Consider the following 17,376-nt stretch of genomic DNA (forward strand, 5'->3'; position numbering starts at 1 on the left):
TTAACAAGACACCTCTACTTTAGCATAAAGAAAAAGTAGTGAGTACTCTCTCCCGTCGGAGATTTCCTCACTACTAATCTTAGTATGTTTTTATAGTCTGATTTGCAAGACGCAGGGGTTGAGTGGGCTCTAATTCGCTGATAAATCAACTCTTACAGCCCTACTTTGATATCAAACTTCGCTTGATTTTATCTGCAACCTCAAAAGGTTCCCCAAACCTTTTGAGCTATGCGGAGGTGCGTTGAAAAAGTCCAGTGGACTTTTTCAAGTAGTAGATAGAACTTACGAAGTAAGTGTCAAAAACAGTCTGGGGATAGACTGTTTCAGGTCAGCAACTGACAATCAAAACTTGCTGACAAAATCGAATTCTTTTGGAATTACCGATTTTTGTCCCACTCTCTTTTATTTTCTTAACAGGGATTTAACACCTTACTTGCTATACTGTCTTCAGAAAATAGATCTGTAGATATAGAAAGTGAGGTTATTATGAACTATTCTCGATCAACTCAACAATTTTTAAAGTCACTTGGAGTGATTAGCTTATCTGCCTGTCTCTTAGCAGGACCGCTGAGTCAAACAGTCCTTGCCGTCAAGCCTGTCTACGCTCAGGAGAAGAAAAAGTCTGTGTCTGCCAGAGAAAATTTTTATCAGTCAGTCAATGCTGATTGGCTAGCAAAAACTAAGCTTAAAAAAGGTGAAAGTGCCATCAATAGTTTTTCAGAAATTGAAGAGCGTATGAAGAAACTTCTTGTCTCTGACATGAATAAGATGGCTTCAGGAGAGATTCAAGCAACTAATGCGGAACAAGAAAAGATGGTCGCCTATTATAAGCAGGCAATGGATTTTGCCAAAAGGGATCAGGATGGAATTGAGCCCTTGAAACCAATTCTAGCGAAAATTGAGTCTGTTTCTTCCATGCAGGACCTTCAAAAACTGATCTATGATTTTAGTTTCACAAGCTTTGCTATACCCTTTTCTTTGACGGTTGAGACCAATCCGCAGGATAACAGTCAAAAGCAACTTGTCTTACGACAAGCGCCAGCTATTTTAGAAAGTCCAGAGATGTACGAGAAGGGAAATAAAGAAGGTCAGCTCAAGCTTGAAGCTTATCGCACCTCAATGATGGCCCTCTTGAAGCAGGCTGGAAAGAGTGACAAGGAGGCCAAGAGTCTTATAAAGAGATCCTTAGCTTTTGATAAATTGTTGTCGGAAAAAACGCAGCTTGATCAGAGTCAAATGACAGCTGAGGACACAACTGCGGCAGCCCGTTATCATCCAGAAAGTCTTGAAACCGTGGACAGTTACGCTGATGAATTTAGCTTTAAGACTTTGATAGAATCCTTGGTGGGACCAACAGATAAAAAGATTAATGTAGAGGATCAAGCCTACTTTAAACAAATCAATGATGTCCTTAATAGTAAGCAGTTGGAAAATATGAAAGCTTGGTTACTAACAAATGTCTTGTTTAGTCAGGCAGATTTTCTGGGAGAAGAAAACCGTCAGGCTGCTAGTACCTACGGTAATTTGATTTCAGGTCTAACTCAAATGCCATCCAAGGAAAACAATGCCTATACTCAGTTGGAATATACATTTGGTCATATTTTGGGTGATTACTATGGGAAGAAATACTTTGGAGAGGATGCTAAAAAAGATGTCGAAAGCATGGCTAAAAAAATTATTGCCGTCTATAAAAAGCGCTTGAGTGAGAATAAATGGTTGTCAGATAGCGCCAAAGAGATGGCTATTAAAAAACTGGATCAGATGAATCTGATGATTGGTTTTTCAGAAGATTATCCTGACCTTTATCGTCAGTATCAATTTGATTCAAATGCTAGCTTCTTTGAGAATAATTACAACTACAAAGCCTTATCACAGCGCCAAACCTTTGAGGACTTTAATAAACCCAATGTCAGAGGAACTTGGCAAATGAGTGCCAATGCTGTTAATGCTTACAATGATTCAAGTAGCAATTCAATTGTTTTTCCAGCTGCTATTCTGCAAACACCTTTCTATGATAAGACGAAGTCTGTTAGCCAAAATTATGGAGCCATTGGAGCGATTATCGGTCATGAGATATCACACGCTTTTGATATTAATGGGATGAAGTACGATGAAAATGGCAATTTAAAAGATTGGTGGACAAAAAAAGACCTCGAACAATACCAAGAAAAAACGCAAGCCATGGTTGACCAATGGGATGGTCTAAAAACTGATGCTGGAAAGGTAAATGGTCAGCAGACCTTAGCAGAAAATATAGCAGATAATGGTGGTTTGATGTCCGCTTTAGAGGCGCTTAAAACAGAAGAAAATCCAAATTTCAAAGAATTCTTCCAATCTTGGGCAAGTGTTTGGCGCCAAAAATCGACAAAAGAGCAGAGCAAATTTGCCTTAGAAAGCGACGTACACGCCCCTTATGAACTACGAGCAAATATCCCAGTACAAAATTTCCAAGAATTTTACGATGCCTTCGGTATCAAAAAAGGAGATCCGATGTACATGGAACCGCAAAAACGAGTAACTCTTTGGTAAGAGATAAAGGAGAAATTTTATGTCAACATTTAGCAAACTGTCCCTACTAACCCTATCCCTTTTGGTTTGTACCGCCTGTTCCCAAGTGAAGTCCATGGGAAATGCTGGCGCACCACTTCAGCAAGAAGAGAAGATACAAAAAGGGGAAGAGGTTGAGGGCTATGAGGCGCAAGCAACTGCAAACACAGTTGATTTAAGCAAATATAAGGCTAAGCCAATTGAAGATTATGGTCAAAAAGTAGATGTTGGTGATGGCAAGAAGATGAACATTTACAGTATGGGAGAGGGGAAAATTCCTATCGTTGTCTTTCCAGGACAGGCTGAAATATCATCTCGCTACGCCTATAAGAACCTACTTGACCGTCTTGGCAAAAAGTACAAGATTTATACTGTCGAACCGCTGGGCTATGGGCTTAGCGACCTGACTAATAAGCCACGGACTATCGAAAACATTACAAAAGAAATTCACACAGCTCTGGAAAAAGTCGGCGTTAAGAATTTCTACCTCATGGCTCACTCGCTTGGCGGCATGTATTCTCTTAACTATGCCAAGACTTATTCAAGTGATGTCAAAGGCTTTATCGGTATGGATACCAGCACGCCAGATATGGAAGGCGACGGCACAACAGAAGAGTCATCATCTTCAACCTTGAAATGGGCACAATCCATTCCAGATGTTGATGAAAAGACCAATGAGCAGTATTTGTCTATCGGTGCTAAAAAATTCGGCAATAAAACAGAGCGTGACGAGGATAAGCGCGTCAGCGAAAATCTTCATAAGATGAAAAAGGTCAAATTCCCTAAAGGTATGCCAGCCAAATACTTCCTAGCTAGTGAGTCTACTGACGACATCAAGATGCGTAAGCAAGTTTTCCCTAAACTAAAAGATTGGGATCAGCAGCACATCGACCTTTCTGAAGATCCAAAGGATGTTTCCATTGAAACCTTAAATGCTAGCCATCTCATCTACCATACTCAATATGAACACATGGCAAAAGCTATCGATGAATGGATTCAAGCGCATGAAAAATAAGGGATAAGGAGTAAGTATGAGTAAAATTAGCAGATTATCCGTAATTGCCTTATCCGTTGTACTTTGCACAGCTTGTTCAGCAAATAAAGATAGCCAAAAAGCAAACGAAAGTCAGCCGCAGCAGGAAAAACTAACACCTAAACAACAGGCTGAAGAAGACAAGGCCAGAGAAGCCTCAGGAGCAGTTGATTTGAGCAAGTACAAGGCACAACCTATTGAGGATTACGGTCAAAAAGTCAATGTTGGAAATGGCAAGAAGATGAACATTTATAGCATGGGAGAAGGCACCATTCCGATAGTCGTGATTCCAGGTCAGGCTGAAATTTCAGCTCGCTATGGCTATAAAAATTTGCTGGACCGTCTGGGTAAAAAGTATAAGATTTATACGGTCGAGCCATTAGGCTATGGTCTTAGTGACACGACGGACAAGCCACGTACGATTGAAAATATCACTAAAGAAATCCACACTGCTCTAGAAAAAGTCGGCGTTAAGAATTTCTACCTCATGGCTCATTCACTTGGTGGGATGTACTCTCTTAACTATGCTAAGACTTACTCGAGTGATGTCAAAGGCTTTATCGGCATGGACACTAGCACACCAGATATGGAAGGAGAGGTAACAACTTCTTCGGACAAATCAACCTTCAAATGGGCACAGACCATTCCTGATGTTGATAAGTCAGTCAATGAACAGTACTTCTCTATCGGAGCTAAACATTATGGCAATAAAACCTTGCTCGATGAAGACAAACACGTCAGTGAAAATCTTCATAAGATGAGAAAGGTCAAATTCCCAAAAGGTATGCCAGCCAAGTATTTCCTAGCCAAACAGTCTGACGATAGTATTAAGACGCGCCAGCAAGAATTCAAGGACTTGAAAGACTGGGATCAGCAGCACATTGACCTATCAGAAGATCCAAATGACGTTTCCATTGAAAAATTAGATGCTACCCACCTGCTCTATCAGACTCACTACGAACAAATGGCACAATCTATTGACGAATGGATTCAAGCCCATGAAAAATAGCAGATTGGAGAAAGGGGTAACAATGGCAAAACTAAAAGACCTATTCCGAGACAATGTCCTCTGGCTTTGTTTTCTGAGCTTTGCTCTTTTTCTGATAGGAGACCTCGTTTCTGGTTTCCTAAATCCGATTCCTTTACCAACATTTTTTAGCAAAGGGTTTCAATACACCTTTAACATGTATGCTATATTTTGGGGGATATGGGCTGTCACCTTACTAGTCGTTTTGACATTTAGAAAGAAAAATAAGGTCGTCCTAGATGCCATAAGGCCCAACAACACAGGAAATACTTTGAAAAAGCTACTTCTAGGTTTTCTAATTGGCTTTCTTCTCAATGGTATTTGTGTTCTAGTAGCCTTTTGGCACGGAGATTTCAAACTTTATTTTGATAAGTTTGAGCCCTTTCATTTGTTACTCTTATTTCTTGTGGTTTTTATTCAATCATCAGCAGAAGAAGTGGTTTGTCGCGGTTTTCTGTATCAGAGAATTAAGGCGCGTTATCAGAATATTACCTTTGCTGTTATCACGAACTCCCTCCTCTTTGCCGTGTTACACTTAGAAAATGATGGAATATCAATCTTAGGATTTACAGACCTCCTCCTCTCAGGGATTTTCTTTAGCCTGTTTGTGGCAAAATATGATAGCCTGTGGATGGCTATGGCCTGCCACACCACTTGGAATTTCACCCAAAACATTATTTTTGGTTTACCAAATAGCGGTGCTAGGTCGCAATATGCCATTTTTATGATGAACAAATCTAGTGCAGTGAGCAGCTTTGCCTTTGATAAAACCTTTGGTCTTGAAGGAACAATCCTGTCGGTAGCTGTGACTTGCGTTGCTAGCATAGCTATCTACTACTGGGCGAGAAAGAAACCTCAACCCAAACAGCAACCTCAAAATGATTAGGAGAGCGGTCTTGATAGATTTTGTAGTGATAGTTTATAACATCAGAACCAATATTTTAATCAGAAACTTGAGTTGTTAGATAAGTTAAAATAATTGACTTTGATATTACTAAATAGTATGATTTACATTTAGGAAATGAGGTAATTAAGATGATTAAATCACTAGAACTTTATCTGGTAACAGACAACAATGGTTTGGAAGCTGTTGACTTCTATAAAGAGGTTTTCGATGCTGAGGTTGTGTCTTGCACAACGTTTGGTCAAGCTATTCCAGACACACCTGAAGAAAATAAAAATTTGGTTTTAAATGCTAACTTGAATATTGGTGGCATTCGCCTTCAATTGTCAGATAATGGCTCAGGTCACCCTTACGTTCAAGGAATGAATATGACTGCATGTATCCAGTTGGATGATGCTGAAGAAGCGAAAGCTATTTTCCAAAAAATGGAAAAAGAAGCACAACGCATCGATATGCCAATGCAAGAGACACCTTGGAGTCCAGCCTACGGTATCGTCGTTGATAAATTCGGTATGACATGGCAAATCAACACTGAAATCGAAGGTTTCGTGTCAGAGACAGTCACATTCTAAGGAGGACTTATGTTTTCAAAAAATACAGGAATTATGCTCTATGTCGAAGATGTAGCGGCAGAGCGTGACTTTTGGCAAGCAATCGGTTTTGAGATTTTCAATGACGCTGAGATGATGGGCTTTGCGACTTTCGATATGAAACCTCATGCAGATAGCAGCTTGACTTTCACAGTCTATGCTAATGACTTTATCCGTCAAGTCTCACCTGATGTTATCGATATGAAGCCAAGTGTTCTTTTTGAGACTGATGACATTGAAGCCTTGCAGGCGCGTGTTGCCGCAGTGACTGATACGGCTAGCCAAGTCAATCAAGAACCCTTCCCTAACTTCAATTTCGCTAACCCAAGTGGTCACTATTTTGCAGTAAAAGGAAACTAAGATGATTATTGATTTTAAAACAGTTTCAACTGAAGGTCTTGAAACGTCACCCCATGCGGAAGCCTTAGCAGGGCTTCGTGCCAATGAAGCACGCTATTTTTGGAATAAGTTCAAAGTCGCATTTGAGACGGTTCCTGTCGCTGAAAAAGCAGAGCTGATGGCAGACATCAATGAACTTTTAGAGCGTGAGCGTGGTTTGGTCTTTGCTGCAAAACCTTTGGAGATTTCGCAACTCTTCTTGGAAGATCGTATCCTCTGGACACATGTTTTCTATGAAGACGGTCTTGCAATCAACGTTCTCTACGAGATGGACAATCCAAAGAAACGTGCTGTCGGACTTAAATTGTCAGATGGCATGGAAATTCCAGCAGAATTAGTTGATAAATTCAAATTCGCCCGCCAAAAATCAAAACTAGCAGGTACTATTCGAGGTTCCTATTTCACCCTCAAAGGTGATAATGAAGCCCTCATGAATAAGTGGCTAGAAAATATGTCAAACTAAAACTAGATAGAAAAAAATAAGGACTTAGCTTTGCCTATGTAGAAGTTGAGTCCTTTTTATAGTGAATTGAATAAAGGTTAGGGCGTGTTCTAATTCCTTTCTCAATCCACTATACTTCAATCAAAAAAGTCTCCTGAGATTTCGTATCTCAGGAGGTTTTTCAGTCTGTCTACTTACGGTAGAGTGTTTCGTGTTGGAAGTTTGGATCAACGGTGACATTGATACCAAGCTTACGGAAGACATTCTTGTCTTCTTCTGGAAGGATGACAGTAGAGTGTACCTCAGAACCTTTAAGGTTTCCAAGTTCTTCCATGGCTTTCTTAGCTTCTTCCTTAGTCATTGCTGTAATGGCAAGGGCGATAAGGAGCTCGCTTGAGTGAAGACGTGGATTTTTATTGCCAAGGTGGTCAACCTTAAGCTCTTGGATTGGTTTGACATATTCTGGCTCAATCAAGAGTGTTTCTTTGTTGATAGAAGCGAGTGCCTTGATACCGTTGACGATAACGGCAGCAGAAGGTCCAAAGAGGTCAGATGTTTTACCAGTCACGATTTGTCCGTTAGGCAATTCCATTGCTAGCGCAGCTTGTCCAGTTTCTTCGGCCTTCGCACGTGCAGCCACAGTCACTTGACGGTCAAGTGCTGAGATACCGAGATTGTTCATCAAGAGTTCAATCTTTTTAACAGCAGTAGCAGTCACACGGTCTTCCTTGAAATCAACCAAGGTTTGATAGTAACGACGGATGATTTCTTGCTTAGAAGCCTCGATAGCTGCTTGGTCGTTTTCAATAGCAAAGCCGACCATGTTAACACCCATATCCGTTGGTGAAGCGTAAGGTGATTTACCTAGGATACGCTCCAGCATGCGCGATACAACTGGGAAGATTTCGATATCACGGTTGTAGTTAACAGTCGTTTTACCGTAAGCCTCCAAGTGGAATGAGTCAATCATGTTAACATCGTCCAAGTCAGCAGTTGCAGCCTCATAGGCAAGGTTGACTGGGTGGTGAAGTGGCAAGTTCCAAACTGGGAAAGTCTCAAACTTCGCATAACCAGATTTGACACCATTTTGGTGGTCATGGTAGAGTTGAGAAAGAGCAGTTGCCAATTTACCTGAACCTGGTCCAGGAGCAGTCACAACAATCAAGTTACGGCTTGTCTTGATGTAATCATTTTTCCCCATACCTTCAGGTGAAATGATGTGATCGATAGCAGTAGGGTAGCCAGCGATTGGGTAGTGAAGGTAAGAAGCGATACCGTTCTTTTCAAGTTCTTTGCGGAAAGCGTCAGCAGCTGGTTGATTAGCATACTGAGTGATAACTACTGATCCAACGTAAATGCCAAGTTCGTTGAATTTATCAATCAAACGGAAAACCTCTTGGTCATAGGAAATACCAAGGTCACCACGTGATTTAGATTGCTCAATATTATTTGCATTGATTGCAATAACGATCTCAACTTGATCACGCAATTCATGAAGAAGTTTGATTTTGTTGTTTGGTTCATAACCAGGAAGAACACGGGCAGCGTGGAAATCTTCCAACATCTTCCCACCAAACTCGAGATAGAGTTTGCCACCAAACTGGTCGATGCGTTCCAAGATATGGTCACGCTGTAAGTTCAAATATTTTTCAGAATTAAATGCTGTTTCTTTCATTAATAAAATACCTCTTAAGATAGCATTATAGCAAAAAAGAGTGAGATTCGTCATCTTATATGCGGTAATCATAAAGGAAAAATTCAAATTTCTCACATGGCATGTCACAAAATGATATAGAGAAGTATTTAGAGGAAAAAGAAAGAAAATCATTGACAAGCTCAGCGATTTCCAATATAATAAAAAGGAACGTGTAAATGTTACAATATCTTGAGGAGGTGAAAATATGTCAAAAACAGTAGTTCGTAAAAATGAATCACTTGACGATGCACTTCGTCGTTTCAAACGTTCTGTGACTAAAGCTGGTACTCTTCAAGAATCACGTAAACGTGAATTCTACGAAAAACCTTCTGTAAAACGTAAGCGTAAATCAGAAGCAGCTCGCAAACGTAAAAAATTCTAATTAAAGAATAAAAAAGGAAGTCTCAGGACTTCTTTTTTTTGCATTTAACTGGAAAAATGTAAAAGAAAAAACCTGAGCGAACTCAGGTTTCAAATAATTCTTATTTGTTTGCAAGCAAATCGCGGATTTCTGCAAGAAGTTCTTCTTGAGTTGGAGCAGCAGCTTCCTCTTCAACAACTTCCTCTTCTTTTTTACCAACAGCCATAGCTTTGTTAGCAGCTTTAACAACGAAGAAGAGAGTGATACCGACGATAAGGAAGTTGATAACAGCGCTCAAGAAGCTACCGTAAGCGATACCGTTCCATGACAAGTTAGCAATGTTTTCAACCTTTGCAGCTTTCAAGATTGGGTTAAGGATAGCTGGTGTAATCACGTCAGAAACAAGTGAAGTGATGATAGCGTTGAAAGCAGCCCCCATAACAACGGCTACAGCAAGATCAAGGACATTGCCTTTAAACAAAAATTCTTTTAATTCTTTAATCATTTTGGTTAAGAATTTCCTTTCAAAATATTTAATTCTTTATGATTATAGCCTAAAGAAAATAAGACTGCAAGAGATTTGTTTTAAAATTTAATGCTATTAACAGACTAATCTTGCATTTGAGGAAAAATTTTAGTGAAAATGTTAGATAAAAGAAACCAAATAGGCTAAAAAGAGAAGTGTTGAATAGTAATGACTTTTTGTTTTACTTATAGGCTCTGAAGTGCTATAATGAAATGTAAAACTAAAATTAGGTTTATTGTGCGGAGGTGATTGTTTGTATCTGAATAAAGAAACCATTGCTGATATCAAGCAATCAACCAATATCGTTGATATTATCGGCGAGGTTGTTTCTCTGACCAAATCAGGACGTAATTATCTAGGGCTCTGCCCATTTCACAAGGAAAAGACGCCGTCTTTCAATGTTTTGGAAGACAAGCAGTTTTACCACTGTTTTGGTTGTGGGCGCTCTGGTGATGTTTTCAAGTTCTTAGAGGATTATCGTCAGATAACCTTTGCTGAGAGTGCTAGTGTCTTGGCTGAAAGACTGGGAATGTCTTTACAAGTCCCTAGTAATCAGTTGGCACAAGTTCGACAAGAAAGTCCCCATCAGAAACTGTTTGAAATCAATCAGGATGCTGAGCGATTTTATCAGGCTGTTCTTAAAACTACCAAAATTGGTGAGTTGGCAAGGCAGTATCTCTACAGTCGTGGCATCACAGATGAGGTGATTGAGGAGTTTCATATTGGATTAGCGCCAGCCGAGCCTGACTATCTGTATCAGAGTCTTTCTAAGAAATTTGACGAGACGACGGTTATGAACTCTGGGCTTTTCAATCTTTCAGAGCGCAGCAATCGCTTTTATGATGCCTTTCAAAATCGAATTATCTTTCCTCTGAGAGATGAAAATGGCCGTGTTATCGGTTTTTCTGGGCGTATCTGGCAGGAATCTGTCAGCGATGACCAGCAACCGCAAGCTAAGTATAAAAATACGAGAGCGACAGCTATTTTCAACAAATCTTACGAATTATATCATTTGGATAAGGCGAAAGCTGTTATGGCAAAGACGCATGAAGTTTACCTCATGGAAGGTTTCATGGATGTCATTGCCGCCCATCGAGCTGGGATTGATAATGCAGTTGCTTCTATGGGAACAGCTCTTACGCCTGAACACGTCAATCATCTGAAGAAATTCACTAAAAAGGTTATCGTGACCTATGATGGGGATAAGGCTGGGCAGAATGCCATTGCCAAGTCTTTGGAACTTTTAGGAGATTTTACAGTTGATATTGTTCGTCTGCCTGAGCAGATGGATCCAGATGAGTATTTACAGAAAAACAGTCCTGAAGAATTAGAGAAGTTGCTTCGCCAATCTCGTATCAGTCAAGTTGAGTTTTTGATGCACTATCTTCTTCCTGAAAATAGTGATAATCTGCAGGCTGAGATTGATTATGTGGACAGAATGGCTGCCTTGATTGTTCAGACACCATCGATTACCGCGCAAAATTCCTATATTACCAAGGTTGCTGACCTTCTTCCTGACTTTGACTACTTCCAAGTGGAGCAGGCTGTCAATAATCAGCGTCTCTTGGTTAGAGGTCAGATGAGCCAAGCTGCTAATCAGACTCAAGCAGCTCAGACTGTTATGGTTGAGCTTCCAGTTTCCAAGCAGGTTTCGGCTCTGAGGCGGGCTGAAAATCAGCTTTTCCACCGCATGCTCAACCATGCCTATGTCTTCAATGACTACCGAATGCGCAGCGATTTTCATTTTGAAACAGCTGAACTCCAGACACTTTTCGAATTATTAAATCAGGAGGGTGAACTTGATTCTTTTATCCTGTCTGGTTTGGATAACGATGTTCAGTCAGCTTACTATGCTGTTTTGGAGGAACGTTTACCAGAGGAAGTTACTGATGGAGAATTGCAGGAGCTGGATAGACAGATTAGTCGCTTGCTGGCGCAGCAGGAAATACGAAAGCAAGGTAAGCGAGTTCGAGAAACAACCAGCCTTGGTGACCAAGATGGTGCTCTTTTAGCTTTAGAGGCACTCATTGCACAGAAAAGAAATTTAGAATAGAGGAAAACATGGCAGAAAAGAAAAAAGAAATTACAGCTTTTAACGTTCAAGTTGCTGATTTTATCCGTAACCACAAGAAAGAAGGAACTGCAGTTGATGACGAAATCACTGAGAAACTCGTGATTCCTTTTGCCTTGGATGTTGATGGAATTGATGACCTGCTTGAGCGTCTGACTGACGGTGGTATCTCTATCACAGATAAATCTGGTAACCCATCGACAACGTATGTTGTTGAAGAGCCTCAACCAGAAGAATTGACTGACGAAGAGTTGCTTGGAAGTAATTCAGCTAAGGTCAATGACCCGGTTCGTATGTACTTGAAAGAGATTGGTGTAGTGCCACTCTTGACCAACGAAGAAGAAAAAGAATTGGCTATTGCTGTTGAAAACGGTGATTTGATGGCTAAACAACGCCTTGCTGAAGCTAACTTGCGTTTGGTTGTTTCGATCGCTAAACGTTATGTGGGACGTGGTATGCAATTCCTTGATTTGATTCAAGAAGGTAACATGGGTCTTATGAAAGCCGTTGATAAATTTGACTACTCAAAAGGTTTCAAATTCTCAACTTACGCTACATGGTGGATCCGTCAGGCGATTACACGTGCCATCGCTGACCAAGCTCGTACAATTCGTATCCCAGTTCACATGGTTGAAACAATCAACAAATTGGTTCGTGAACAGCGTAACCTCTTGCAAGAACTCGGTCAAGATCCAACTCCAGAGCAAATTGCAGAGCGTATGGACATGACACCAGACAAGGTTCGTGAAATCCTTAAGATTGCCCAAGAGCCTGTCTCACTTGAAACACCTATCGGTGAAGAAGATGATAGTCACCTTGGTGATTTCATCGAAGACGAAGTAATCGAAAATCCAGTTGACTACACAACACGTGTTGTCTTGCGTGAGCAATTGGATGAAGTCCTTGATACCCTAACAGACCGTGAAGAAAACGTTCTTCGCCTCCGTTTCGGACTCGATGACGGTAAAATGCGTACCCTTGAAGATGTCGGTAAAGTCTTCAACGTAACACGTGAACGTATCCGCCAAATCGAAGCAAAAGCCCTCCGCAAACTCCGCCACCCAAGCCGCAGCAAACAATTGAAAGACTTTATGGAGGACTGATAAACCACAGTGTGGTTTATCAGGTCGTCCCCTAGAAACAAGAAAGGGACGAAAGTTTAGATATCTTATCAGGCACGTCCAGTGGACGTTTTTAGGTCATCTCTCGAAAACACGGAAGAGATGAAACCAGGTGGAGCTTATCAAGTCGCCTCTTAGAAATAAGATAGAGGCGAGTTCCAGTGTGGTTTATCAGGTCATCTCTCGAAAACATGAAAGAGATGAGACCACAGTGTGGTTTATCAGGTCGTCCCATAAAAATAAGAAAGGGACGAAGGCTTAGGTCTGATTGACGCAATAATTTACAGCAAAGGAGACGCTTATGTCTGAAAATACATATACTGAACAAGAAATCGAAACAATCAAAACACGTATTCTTGAAGCTTTGGAGACTGTTATTGACCCTGAATTGGGGATTGATATTGTCAATCTTGGTTTGATTTACGATATTCGTTTTGAACAAGATGGTTATACTGAAATCGATATGACTTTGACGACAATGGGTTGTCCTTTGGCTGACCTGTTGACAGATCAAATTCACGATGCCATGAAAGATGTTGCTGAAGTGACTAAGACAGAAGTGAAACTTGTCTGGACACCAGCATGGAATGTCGAGAAAATGAGCCGCTATGCTCGTATCGCACTAGGTATTCGTTAATAGATTAGGAAGAGAAGAGGTTGGATTCCAGCCTCTTTTCTCGTATTTGCCTTGATAGGTAGTTTTCTCTATACATTTTCAAGGGTTTTCAAGTATAATGGAAGAAAGATGTTGACGGGGATTTGACCTGTTTCTTCATGAGCTATTAGAAAGGTATGATATGACCGTTTATAATATTAATTTAGGAATTGGATGGGCAAGCTCTGGTGTTGAATACGCTCAGGCTTATCGCTCTGCCATTTTCAAAAGACAAGGAATTGACGCAAAATTTATTTTCACGGACTTTTTTGTTCAGGATAATATTAGCGATTTGACACGTAATCTGGGATTTTCGGATGAGGATATCATCTGGCTTTACACTTTTTTCACTGACCAAAAGGTTGCTCCGACAACCTACACTTTGGCTGATTTGAAATCATCTTATCAAGGTGAGCTTAGTCGTGAGGAGAAGAATGGCAAGCAGGTTCGACTCTTCTATGACAAGGATGATGTTTTCTTGACAGCTTACTTGCGTGATGAGGATGATGATATTGTTCACCGTGTGGAGTTCGTGTCTAAGGGAAACTTGGTTCGTAAGGATTTCTTCTCTTACACCAAGATGTTTACGGAGTACTATGCTCCTCGTGATAACAAGGCTTACCTCTACCAGCGCCGCTTTTTCAATGAAGATGGTTCTATCGCTTATGACGAAATCGTTGATGGGACTGAGTCTTTCTTTAAATTTAGTGACCGTATTTGCTATTCAAAGGAAGAGTTGATCGCCTATATGATGGAGCGTTTGAATCTCAAATCAACGGATCAGGTAATTTTAGACCGAGCAACTGGTACAGGTCAGGCTGTATTTCGTCATGTCAAACCTGCTAAATTGGGTGTGGTCGTCCATGCAGAGCATTTTAGTGAAAATGTTGTTACGGACCATACAATCCTTTGGAACAACTATTATGAATACCAGTTTGACAATGCTGATAAGGTTGATTTCTTTATTACGGCAACTGAGGCGCAGCGTCAGTTGATGTTGGAACAATTCCAGCAATTCAAAGGAATTCAACCCACTATCTACACTATTCCAGTGGGAAGTTTGGATGAGTTAAAAGGTCAGAATCAGACTAGAAAGCCATTTTCTTTGATTACGGCCTCTCGTTTAGCGGCTGAAAAGCATGTGGATTGGCTCGTAAATGCAGTTGCTTTGGCGCATGAAACTCTACCTAACCTGACTTTTGATATCTATGGTGCTGGTGGTGAAGAAAAACGCCTTGCGGATTTGATTGCAAAGCTTGGTGCAGAAAATTATATCACTCTCAAGGGACACAAAGATCTGACGGATACTTATCAAGATTATGAGCTTTACCTGTCTGCCTCTAAGAGTGAAGGTTTTGGCTTGACCTTGCTTGAGGCGATTGGGTCAGGCTTGCCATTGATCGGCTTCGATGTGCGTTATGGGAATAAAACCTTTATCAAAGATGGTGAAAATGGTTATCTGATCCCAGTTTTGGACAGAGACGACGATCAGCAGATTGCGCAAGCATTTGCTCAAAGAATTATAGCTCTTTATAAGGAAAAGAATATGGCTGAGCTACAGAATGTGTCTTACGGTATCGCTGAAGAATTCTTGACTAGTAAACTGGAGCAGAAGTGGGCAAATCTAATTAAGGAGATGACTGAGAATGATTAATCTATTTGACGAATACACACAGACATCATGGGATCTTCATTATTCTCTTATCATGTCTGGTTATAATAATCCAACCATCTCCATTGCAGATGATGGTTTCCTACCTGATGATGTGACTTCGCCCTATCTCTACTTTACAGGTTTTGCAGAAGAGACAGGACATCCCCTCTACTTTAATGACGTCAAGGTTCCTGACTATTGGGAAATCCGCGCCAGCAATAACAATGGCGAAATCTTTGATTATCGTCAAAAGAGAGGTCATATTCATTATGCTAAACCAAGTCATAATCGACTGGTTAAGGCGGTTGATTGGTATGATCAGTCAGGTCGTACACGTTTAACAGATCGCTACAATAAATTCGGTTACCGTTTTGCTCAGACTAGCTATAATCTGTCAAATCAAGCAGTTATGACGACCTATTTTGATAAAAATGGTTTTGAAGTTCTAGTTGAAAATCATGTGACTGGTACCATTGTTCTCAATCAGGAAGAACAGGTTCTCATCTTCAAGTCTAGAGTGGACTTTGTCATTCATTATTTGAAGGTTGCTGGATTCAATCTAGATCGAATCTTCTATAATAGCTTGTCGACTCCATTTTTGGTTGCCTACTATCTCAACCAGCCTGGTAGTGATCTTCTCTTCTGGCATGAGGAGATTGGCGATAGCATTCCACAAAACATGGTAACAGCTTTTAGCAACCTCAATCGTCCGACGGGAATTGTTGCTCAAAATCCTTTGGTCTATCAAAAAATGCTTGGTCTCATGACGCCTGAGCAGCAGATGAAGGTTAATTTCCTTGGCTATATCTATCCATTTAAGCGTGATAATATCGGTCGTAAGGAAGCCCTGGTTTTGACAAATTCAGATCAGTTGCAAGGCTTTGAGGAGTTTGTCACATCAAATCCTGAGATTACCTTCCATGTTGGTGCCATTACTGAAATGTCACCTAAACTGATGGCCTTTGGTCAGTATGCCAATGTCGCACTCTATCCAAACATAACGACAGCTCGTGTGCAGGAACTCTATCAGACCTGTGATATTTACTTGGATATCAATCATGGCTCTGAGATTCTGTCAGCAGTACGTACTGCCTTTGAAAATAATATGATCATTCTTTCATTTGATAAGACTTGCCACCATAAAGAGTTGACATCGCCTAGTCATATCTTCTCTATGGAACAAGCAGGGCAGATGGCTAAAAGTCTTACTTATCTGCAAGAATCACCAAATCATTTTGGTGAATACATTGTGAGACAGAAGGCTGACGCGCGTGTTGCAACAACAGCAGAGTACAAAGCTGTCATCGGTTAAAATAAATTTTATAAGTGTCAAGTTTTTTTCTTGACACTTATTTTTTCTATGATATAATAATTAAGGTAAGGTCATAGCACAGCTATTTCCAGACCAATAGAAATAATAAAAAACAGAAAAGAGATTTACAAAAATGGCAGTAAAAATCCGTTTGACTCGTATGGGTTCTAAGAAAAAACCTTTCTACCGTATTAACGTTGCAGATTCACGTGCACCACGTGATGGTCGTTTCATCGAAACAGTTGGAACTTACAACCCACTTGTAGAAGAAAACCAAATCACTGTTAAAGAAGAACGCGTTCTTGAATGGTTGGCTAAAGGTGCACAACCATCAGATACAGTTCGTAACATTCTTTCAAAAGCTGGAGTTATGAAAAAATTCCACGACTCAAAATTCTCAAAATAATCAATTAGCTTATGGATACCATTGAAAATCTTATTATCGCTATTGTGAAACCTTTGATTTCACAACCAGATCAACTTACCATAAAGATTCAAGATACACCAGAGTTTTTGGAGTATCATCTTGATTTAGATAGTCAGGACATCGGTCGTGTCATCGGTAAAAAAGGTCGTACTATTACGGCGATAAGATCGATTGTCTATTCGGTACCAACAGATGGCAAAAAAGTCCGTCTGGTTATTGATGAGAAATAAAAGAAGTTCATCGAAAGATGAGCTTTTTTTATTTTTTTACAAAAAACTATTGACAAGTATCTTAATCTAAGATAAAATAGTTTTTGTTGTTTTGGGGTATAGCCAAGCGGTAAGGCAAGGGACTTTGACTCCCTCATGCGTTGGTTCGAATCCAGCTACCCCAGTTTTAAGAAATATGGTCCGTTGGTCAAGGGGTTAAGACACCGCCTTTTCACGGCGGTAACACGGGTTCGAATCCCGTACGGACTATAGTCGAGGCTGAACAGATTTTGTTCAGTCTTTTTCTTGGCTCTTTGTCAACTGTAGTGGGTTGACTAAATAATTAAGCACGAGAGAGAATCAAATTGGTTCTCTCTTTTGTTGCGTTCAAAGCGAGAAGAA

17 protein-coding genes and 2 tRNA genes are annotated in these 17,376 nt (G+C 40.4%); 17 read left to right on the forward strand and 2 right to left on the reverse strand.

Features of this window, described 5'->3' with window-relative positions; all coding sequences use genetic code 11:
• Positions 1-486 precede the first annotated feature (486 nt).
• The 7 genes from JOC28_RS08625 (at position 487) to JOC28_RS08655 (ending at position 6,963) form a co-directional block, all read left to right on the forward strand.
• Positions 487-2,529: a M13 family metallopeptidase gene (locus JOC28_RS08625; protein ID WP_205010292.1), complete on the forward strand. Its 2,043-nt coding sequence runs from the start codon at positions 487-489 to the stop codon at positions 2,527-2,529.
• Positions 2,530-2,548: 19 nt separating this feature from the next.
• The gene (locus JOC28_RS08630) at positions 2,549-3,562 is read left to right on the forward strand and encodes an alpha/beta fold hydrolase (protein ID WP_205010293.1); all 1,014 of its coding nucleotides are present in this window, start codon (positions 2,549-2,551) and stop codon (positions 3,560-3,562) included.
• A gap of 16 nt (positions 3,563-3,578) precedes the next feature.
• On the forward strand, positions 3,579-4,589 hold the full coding sequence (locus JOC28_RS08635) for an alpha/beta fold hydrolase (protein WP_205010294.1): 1,011 nt from the start codon (positions 3,579-3,581) through the stop codon (positions 4,587-4,589).
• Positions 4,590-4,611: 22 nt separating this feature from the next.
• A complete protein-coding gene (locus JOC28_RS08640; RefSeq protein ID WP_239548939.1) occupies positions 4,612-5,493 on the forward strand; it encodes a CPBP family intramembrane glutamic endopeptidase in 882 nt (293 codons plus the stop codon).
• A gap of 149 nt (positions 5,494-5,642) precedes the next feature.
• Positions 5,643-6,083: a VOC family protein gene (locus JOC28_RS08645; RefSeq protein WP_205010295.1), complete on the forward strand. Its 441-nt coding sequence runs from the start codon at positions 5,643-5,645 to the stop codon at positions 6,081-6,083.
• 9 nt (positions 6,084-6,092) lie between these two features.
• On the forward strand, positions 6,093-6,461 hold the full coding sequence (locus JOC28_RS08650; protein WP_205010296.1) for a VOC family protein: 369 nt from the start codon (positions 6,093-6,095) through the stop codon (positions 6,459-6,461).
• A gap of 1 nt (position 6,462) precedes the next feature.
• A complete protein-coding gene (locus tag JOC28_RS08655; protein ID WP_205010297.1) occupies positions 6,463-6,963 on the forward strand; it encodes a phage tail protein in 501 nt (166 codons plus the stop codon).
• 169 nt (positions 6,964-7,132) lie between these two features.
• Here the strand turns inward: JOC28_RS08655 and JOC28_RS08660 are convergent, their stop codons facing one another.
• Positions 7,133-8,617 (reverse strand): DUF1846 domain-containing protein, encoded by a 1,485-nt coding sequence (locus JOC28_RS08660; RefSeq protein WP_205010298.1) that lies wholly within the window; start codon positions 8,615-8,617, stop codon positions 7,133-7,135.
• 226 nt (positions 8,618-8,843) lie between these two features.
• Between JOC28_RS08660 and rpsU the strand changes: the two genes are divergently transcribed.
• The gene (gene rpsU, locus JOC28_RS08665) at positions 8,844-9,020 is read left to right on the forward strand and encodes a 30S ribosomal protein S21 (RefSeq protein ID WP_000048058.1); all 177 of its coding nucleotides are present in this window, start codon (positions 8,844-8,846) and stop codon (positions 9,018-9,020) included.
• Positions 9,021-9,120: 100 nt separating this feature from the next.
• Here the strand turns inward: rpsU and mscL are convergent, their stop codons facing one another.
• A complete protein-coding gene (gene mscL, locus JOC28_RS08670) occupies positions 9,121-9,504 on the reverse strand; it encodes a large conductance mechanosensitive channel protein MscL (protein ID WP_205010299.1) in 384 nt (127 codons plus the stop codon).
• A gap of 274 nt (positions 9,505-9,778) precedes the next feature.
• Here mscL and dnaG point away from each other — a divergent pair, with 274 nt between their 5' ends.
• The 9 genes from dnaG to JOC28_RS08715 all read left to right on the forward strand — a co-directional run bounded on the left by dnaG (position 9,779) and on the right by JOC28_RS08715 (position 17,244).
• Positions 9,779-11,578 (forward strand): DNA primase, encoded by a 1,800-nt coding sequence (gene dnaG / locus JOC28_RS08675; RefSeq protein WP_205010300.1) that lies wholly within the window; start codon positions 9,779-9,781, stop codon positions 11,576-11,578.
• A gap of 8 nt (positions 11,579-11,586) precedes the next feature.
• The gene (gene rpoD, locus JOC28_RS08680; protein WP_205010301.1) at positions 11,587-12,699 is read left to right on the forward strand and encodes an RNA polymerase sigma factor RpoD; all 1,113 of its coding nucleotides are present in this window, start codon (positions 11,587-11,589) and stop codon (positions 12,697-12,699) included.
• 319 nt (positions 12,700-13,018) lie between these two features.
• The gene (locus JOC28_RS08685) at positions 13,019-13,354 is read left to right on the forward strand and encodes a metal-sulfur cluster assembly factor (RefSeq protein ID WP_205010302.1); all 336 of its coding nucleotides are present in this window, start codon (positions 13,019-13,021) and stop codon (positions 13,352-13,354) included.
• 160 nt (positions 13,355-13,514) lie between these two features.
• Positions 13,515-15,026 (forward strand): accessory Sec system glycosyltransferase GtfA, encoded by a 1,512-nt coding sequence (gene gtfA / locus JOC28_RS08690; RefSeq protein WP_205010303.1) that lies wholly within the window; start codon positions 13,515-13,517, stop codon positions 15,024-15,026.
• Complete coding sequence (gene gtfB / locus JOC28_RS08695) at positions 15,019-16,338, forward strand: accessory Sec system glycosylation chaperone GtfB (RefSeq protein ID WP_205010304.1); 1,320 nt, start codon at positions 15,019-15,021, stop codon at positions 16,336-16,338. The genes gtfA and gtfB overlap by 8 nt, the downstream gene beginning before the upstream one ends.
• A gap of 133 nt (positions 16,339-16,471) precedes the next feature.
• Positions 16,472-16,744, forward strand: a complete 273-nt coding sequence (gene rpsP, locus JOC28_RS08700) for a 30S ribosomal protein S16 (RefSeq protein ID WP_205010305.1) — start codon at positions 16,472-16,474, stop codon at positions 16,742-16,744.
• A gap of 11 nt (positions 16,745-16,755) precedes the next feature.
• Entirely contained in the window at positions 16,756-16,995 is a 240-nt protein-coding gene (locus tag JOC28_RS08705; RefSeq protein ID WP_205010306.1) for a KH domain-containing protein, read from the forward strand.
• Positions 16,996-17,087: 92 nt separating this feature from the next.
• A tRNA-Gln gene (locus JOC28_RS08710) sits at positions 17,088-17,159 on the forward strand.
• Between the two features lie 13 nt (positions 17,160-17,172).
• A tRNA-Glu gene (locus tag JOC28_RS08715) sits at positions 17,173-17,244 on the forward strand.
• Positions 17,245-17,376 lie beyond the last annotated feature (132 nt).

Origin of the sequence: Streptococcus loxodontisalivarius (assembly GCF_016908645.1) — a bacterium.
Taxonomy (GTDB): Bacteria; Bacillota; Bacilli; order Lactobacillales; family Streptococcaceae; genus Streptococcus; species Streptococcus loxodontisalivarius.

Coding starts and splice junctions, on each gene's coding strand:
- JOC28_RS08625 (WP_205010292.1), top strand. CDS start 487: ATGAACTATTCTCGATCAACTCAACAATTTTTAAAGTCACTTGGAGTG.
- JOC28_RS08630 (WP_205010293.1), top strand. CDS start 2,549: ATGTCAACATTTAGCAAACTGTCCCTACTAACCCTATCCCTTTTGGTT.
- JOC28_RS08635 (WP_205010294.1), top strand. CDS start 3,579: ATGAGTAAAATTAGCAGATTATCCGTAATTGCCTTATCCGTTGTACTT.
- JOC28_RS08640 (WP_239548939.1), top strand. CDS start 4,612: ATGGCAAAACTAAAAGACCTATTCCGAGACAATGTCCTCTGGCTTTGT.
- JOC28_RS08645 (WP_205010295.1), top strand. CDS start 5,643: ATGATTAAATCACTAGAACTTTATCTGGTAACAGACAACAATGGTTTG.
- JOC28_RS08650 (WP_205010296.1), top strand. CDS start 6,093: ATGTTTTCAAAAAATACAGGAATTATGCTCTATGTCGAAGATGTAGCG.
- JOC28_RS08655 (WP_205010297.1), top strand. CDS start 6,463: ATGATTATTGATTTTAAAACAGTTTCAACTGAAGGTCTTGAAACGTCA.
- JOC28_RS08660 (WP_205010298.1), bottom strand. CDS start 8,617: ATGAAAGAAACAGCATTTAATTCTGAAAAATATTTGAACTTACAGCGT.
- rpsU (WP_000048058.1), top strand. CDS start 8,844: ATGTCAAAAACAGTAGTTCGTAAAAATGAATCACTTGACGATGCACTT.
- mscL (WP_205010299.1), bottom strand. CDS start 9,504: ATGATTAAAGAATTAAAAGAATTTTTGTTTAAAGGCAATGTCCTTGAT.
- rpoD (WP_205010301.1), top strand. CDS start 11,587: ATGGCAGAAAAGAAAAAAGAAATTACAGCTTTTAACGTTCAAGTTGCT.
- JOC28_RS08685 (WP_205010302.1), top strand. CDS start 13,019: ATGTCTGAAAATACATATACTGAACAAGAAATCGAAACAATCAAAACA.
- gtfA (WP_205010303.1), top strand. CDS start 13,515: ATGACCGTTTATAATATTAATTTAGGAATTGGATGGGCAAGCTCTGGT.
- gtfB (WP_205010304.1), top strand. CDS start 15,019: ATGATTAATCTATTTGACGAATACACACAGACATCATGGGATCTTCAT.
- rpsP (WP_205010305.1), top strand. CDS start 16,472: ATGGCAGTAAAAATCCGTTTGACTCGTATGGGTTCTAAGAAAAAACCT.
- JOC28_RS08705 (WP_205010306.1), top strand. CDS start 16,756: ATGGATACCATTGAAAATCTTATTATCGCTATTGTGAAACCTTTGATT.